Source organism: Aeromicrobium sp. (genome assembly GCF_014378035.1).
Classification (GTDB): Bacteria; Actinomycetota; Actinomycetes; order Propionibacteriales; family Nocardioidaceae; genus Aeromicrobium.
This window is the reverse complement of sequence record NZ_JACMOM010000269.1, coordinates 1-4,728: the sequence shown is the minus strand read 5'-3', so window position 1 is coordinate 4,728 and position 4,728 is coordinate 1. Positions and strand designations below refer to the sequence as shown.

Annotated in this window: 5 protein-coding genes; 4 read left to right on the top strand and 1 reads right to left on the bottom strand. The window is 64.0% G+C overall.

Annotated features, from left to right (window positions below; all coding sequences use genetic code 11):
* Positions 1–32: 32 nt before the first annotated feature.
* Positions 33–1,262, bottom strand: a complete 1,230-nt coding sequence (locus H7290_RS13945) for an MFS transporter (RefSeq protein ID WP_290514621.1) — start codon at positions 1,260–1,262, stop codon at positions 33–35.
* A gap of 356 nt (positions 1,263–1,618) precedes the next feature.
* Here H7290_RS13945 and H7290_RS13940 point away from each other — a divergent pair, with 356 nt between their 5' ends.
* The 4 genes from H7290_RS13940 to H7290_RS13925 all read left to right on the top strand — a co-directional run.
* Complete coding sequence (locus H7290_RS13940) at positions 1,619–2,215, top strand: recombinase family protein (protein ID WP_290514620.1); 597 nt, start codon at positions 1,619–1,621, stop codon at positions 2,213–2,215.
* 7 nt (positions 2,216–2,222) lie between these two features.
* Positions 2,223–3,608: a Mu transposase C-terminal domain-containing protein gene (locus H7290_RS13935; RefSeq protein ID WP_290514619.1), complete on the top strand. Its 1,386-nt coding sequence runs from the start codon at positions 2,223–2,225 to the stop codon at positions 3,606–3,608.
* Complete coding sequence (locus H7290_RS13930; protein ID WP_290514618.1) at positions 3,608–4,420, top strand: AAA family ATPase; 813 nt, start codon at positions 3,608–3,610, stop codon at positions 4,418–4,420. Before H7290_RS13935 ends, H7290_RS13930 begins: the two co-directional genes overlap by 1 nt.
* A gap of 108 nt (positions 4,421–4,528) precedes the next feature.
* On the top strand, positions 4,529–4,728 hold a 200-nt coding region (locus tag H7290_RS13925), incomplete at its 3' end, for a recombinase family protein (RefSeq protein WP_290514617.1).

The following is a 4,728-nucleotide window of genomic DNA, read 5'->3' as shown; positions in this document are numbered from 1 at the left end:
TGCCGGGCCAGCACGGAGTGCCGGTGGTCGCGCTAGTCCTGTCCCTCTTCGTGGCTCATGTTGGTCTCGTTGACCCACGCGATGCCGATCAGTGGAAGGGCCGCGATCACAGCGGCTATGGCGAACATCATTTCCAGCCCGACCAGTTCTCCGCCTATTCCGCCGAGTAGCGCGCCCAGAGGGATAGTGCCCCAGGTGAGCAGGCGGTAGAAGCTGTTCACACGACCAAGGAGGTGGTCGGGGCTGATCCTTTGACGGAACGAGATGGTGATGACGTTCCAGCTGGCCACCGCGGCGCCGCCGACGAAGAAGGTCATCAGGAGCAACGGCAGGATCTCGGTGATGCTGGGTGCAGCGATGAACAGCGCAACGCCGAGCAGAGTCGCGGCGAGGAGTCTGCCGCGGCCGATTGCTGCTGCGGCCCGTGAGGCTCCCAGCGCCCCGAGCAGGCTGCCGGCGCCGGCCGCGGCGAGGAACACGCCGTACTGAACTTCTGAGGCTTGAAGGGTCGACGTGGGGCCCACGGCGTAGACGACGAATGTCGCGAGGAAGGCGCTGGTGGAGAGGTTGACAACACCCACCATCAGCGCCATGGAGCGAAGCAGAAGGTTCGACCAGACAAATCGAATCCCACTCGCCAGTTCGCTGCGCCTCGGCTGCTGCTCCTGCGCATGGGGTGTTCTCTCCACGCGCAGCGCGAGCAGCACGACCACCGCGAGCGCCCATAGACCGGCAGGGCCAACCACACCGAGAACGACACCACTGGCGACGAGAAAGGCACCGAGCAGAGGTCCGATGAAGGTGTTGGTCGTGACTTCGGCTGCGGAGAGTCGCCCGTTGGCCCGCTCGAGCAGACTGTTGTGCACGACGCCCGGCAGGAGTGACTGCGCTGCAGTGTCGTGCACCGTCTCAGCGCATCCGAGGGCGAACGCCGCGACATAGAGAGACCAGACGGACTCGCCGCCGGTCACGATCATCGCGGCGACGATCAAGAGCGTGAGAGCCCTCAAGGTGTTGGCGACAAGCATCGAACGGCGCCGGTCCAGCTTGTCGACCAGCAGCCCCGCCGGCAACGCGAACAGAAGCCAGGGCAACGCCGCAGCTGTGACGATGCCGCTCACGAGAACAGGTGAGTCAGTCCACCGCACAGCTATCAGCGGAAGAGCAGTCTTGACGATCCCATCAGCCAGATTCGAACTCGCCGACGAGGTGAGGAGCACGAAGAAGCGGTTGCCTAGCGCTCCATCCTTGGTCCGCCCCATCACCGCAGTTTAACGAGACAGGTTGAGCCCCACTCGTGACCCTTGCCGACAAGCGAGATCACTGAGGTTCGTAAGCCGAACGACCTACGTGATCGGTGGACGCAAGGACAGGGCATCGCCCCAGGGCGGGAGGACAGTCCCGCAAGACCCGTCCGGTGATCGTCACCGGGACGGGGACGTCCCGCGCACAGACGTTGTGTCTCATCAAGGTAAAGCTTTTCGAGGCACGCGAGACCTCTCAAGAGCCGCGGGTAGAAGTGGCGGATTTCTGGGATGTGATTTGTCTTGGAAACATGTCTTACCGCAAATTGTCTTCGCTTCGCCGCCTTTAGCAGTTTCTGAGGCAGAATGGCCCGGTGAGACATCTCGGGTACACACGGGTCAGCACCAAAAGCCAAGACGCGAAGTTGCAGGTCGACGCCCTGGTCAAGTCCGGTGTGCAGGAGCGGGACATTTTCGCCGACGTCACCTCGGGTAGCCGGACCGCGATCTCCCGCCCCGGGATGAAGAAACTTCTCGAGTACGCCAAACCTGGTGACACCGTCGTCGTCTGGCGGGTCGATCGCCTCGGGCGGTCCCTGATTGATGTTCTGAACACGGTGAAGTTGCTTCGGGAGCGGGACGTGCAGGTGCAGAGCATCTCGGATGGCAACGATCCATCGACGACGTCGGGCCGGCTGATGCTGAACATGCTCGCCACGTTGGCTGAGTACGAACGCGAGCTGATCACGGAGCGGGTGAATGCCGGGATCACGGCCGCCCGGAAAGGCGGTACTAGGTTTGGTCGACCCCTCTCAGATCCCGTCGTCGTCGCCGACAAGCTCAAGCTCGTCGCCGAAGCGCGGGCGAAAGGCCGCACGGCCGAGGACGCGGCGAAACTAGTCGGGTGGAGCCGTGCCACGCTCTATCGCCACCAGCAGGCCCTCGCGGCTCGCGAGAGCACGACCGTGTAGGTGACTCGTGGAGGAGGCGGAGCGGTGGCGTGTTCTTCGACTGCATGTCGAAGACCAGATCCCGCTCGCGGTCCTTGCACGTGAGACCGGGATCTCCGCTCGGACGTTGCAACGCTGGAACCAGCTCTACCGGGGAGGCGGCGTCGCAGCCCTCGATCCTCATCCTCGCTTAGACAAGGGCGTCCGCCGAACTTCAGCCGAGACGGTCTCGTTCATCGAACATCTGGCACTCACTCGGCCACGTCCGAGTATCGCCACGTTGCATCGCCTCGCTGTCACAGACGCTCAAGCGCGTGAGCTGCCGGCGCCGAGCTATGCGACCGTGCGGCAGATCGTCCAGGCCCTGGATCCGGCCCTTGTCACCCTGGCACTCGAGGGGCCGGTCTCGTACCGGGACAAGCACGAGCTCGTCTTCCGCCGCCGCGCTGAACACCCCAACCAGACCTGGCAGTCCGACCACACCGAACTCGACATCCTCATCGTCGGCGCCGACGGAAAACCCGACCGGCCGTGGCTGACTACCGTGATGGATGACTACTCCCGCGCGATCTGCGGGTACATGGTCTTCACCGGCGCACCGTCGGCCATCAACACTGCCCTTGCCCTCCGGCAGGCGATTTGGCGAAAGACCGACCCCGCGTGGGCGATGTGCGGCATCCCGGACATCCTGCACGTCGATCATGGCTCCGACTTCATCAGCCACCACCTCGAGCGGACCGCTATCGCCGTGCACGTCAGGATCATCCACTCGACCGTCGGCCGGCCCCAAGGACGGGGGAAGATCGAGAGGTTCTTCGGCACCATCAACACCGAACTTCTGGCCGCGCTACCCGGCCACCTCGGACCCGGCAGCCGGACACCAACGCCGGTCCTCGACCTCGCCGTCCTCGACCGTGCGATCGGTGACTTCATCGGCACCTACAACGACCGGACCCACAGCGAGCTGGGGATCTCACCACGAGACGCCTGGGTCGCCGACGGCTGGCTGCCGCGGATACCCGACAGCCTGCAAGAACTCGACGGACTACTTCTTACTGTTCCGAAGAACCGAGTCGTGCAACGCGACGGCATCCACTTCCAGGGCCAGCGCTACCTCGCCCCGACCCTGGTCCCGTTCGTCGGGCACACGATCACCATCCGGTACGACCCCCGCGACATCTCCGAAATCCGCGTCTACGACCGGGACACCTTCATCTGCACCGCCATCGACGAAGCCCACCCCAACCTCCGGCTCAGCCTCCGCGACATCGAAACCGCCCGCCGCGCCCGCCGCAAACAGCTGCGACGAGCGATCAACGATCGCATCCCGACCGTTGCCAACCGCGAGGAACCTCGCACCCCGGGACCCACCAAGCGGCGGCCGAAGCTGCGCACCTACCAAGAGGACGAGTGATGAACCAGGCATTCATCGTCACCAAAGAACACCGGCGCTTCACCGAGTTCGCCAACGCCGTACGGAAAGAGAACACCATCGGGATCTGCCACGGCGCTGCCGGCGTGGGGAAAACCAACTCCGCCCGCCGCTACGCAAATTGGGACGCCCTCGAGCCCTACATCAACGAGTGGGGTCCGCGCGGAGACCACGACGCCAAGCACTACGCCCTCGCGAACCGATCCCGCGCCGTTTTCTACACCCCCGAAGTCCTCTGCCGCCCCAAAGACCTCATGCACGACATCAATCACTGGCAGGCGAAAGTCGGAATCTGCGCCGACGGGCACCTCCGCTCTCTCATGCCTGAGCCGGAAAGGGTCAGGCAGAACGACGTCACCGGCCTCGTCGAACTCCTCATCATCGACGAATCCGAACGACTCACCCCCACCGCCCTGGAGTTGCTTCGCGATCAGCACGACCGCACCCACCTCGCGATGATTCTCATCGGCATGCCCGGCATCGACGAACGATTCCGCCACTACCCCCAGCTCTACAGCCGGCTCGGGTTCTCACATCACTACCGGGCACTCGGACGCGACGAGCTGCTGTTTGTTCTGGACCGCCACTGGAAGCGGCTCGGCAAGACACTCGACCCCGACGACTTCACCGACGCACAAGCCATCGCCGCCATCGAACGGATCACCCGCGGTAACTTCCGACTCCTTGAGCGCCTCTTTCCTCAGGTCAGCCGGGTACTCAAGATCAACCAGCTCGACACCATCACCGACGATGTCGTCGAAGCCGCCGCAAGCATCCTCGTCATCGGCAACTAGCGACACAAAGCGATCACAGAACACCGCCAGAGAGCGTCAAACTCCACAGTCGTCGGTCCCGCCCGCTTTAATGCCCGGTCAAGGTACCTCAAGCGGTACCGTCCGAACATGGCCGCAATGCTGATCGGATACGCCCGTTGCTCGACCGACAGCCAAGACCTCGCCGCGCAACAGGACGGACTTGTCGCCCTCGGCGTGAAGGCCAAGCGGATCTACGTCGATCACGGCTTGACCGGACGAAACCGGGACCGGCCCGGACTGCGGGAAGCACTCGCCGCCTGCCGCTCCGGTGACACGCTCGTCGTCAC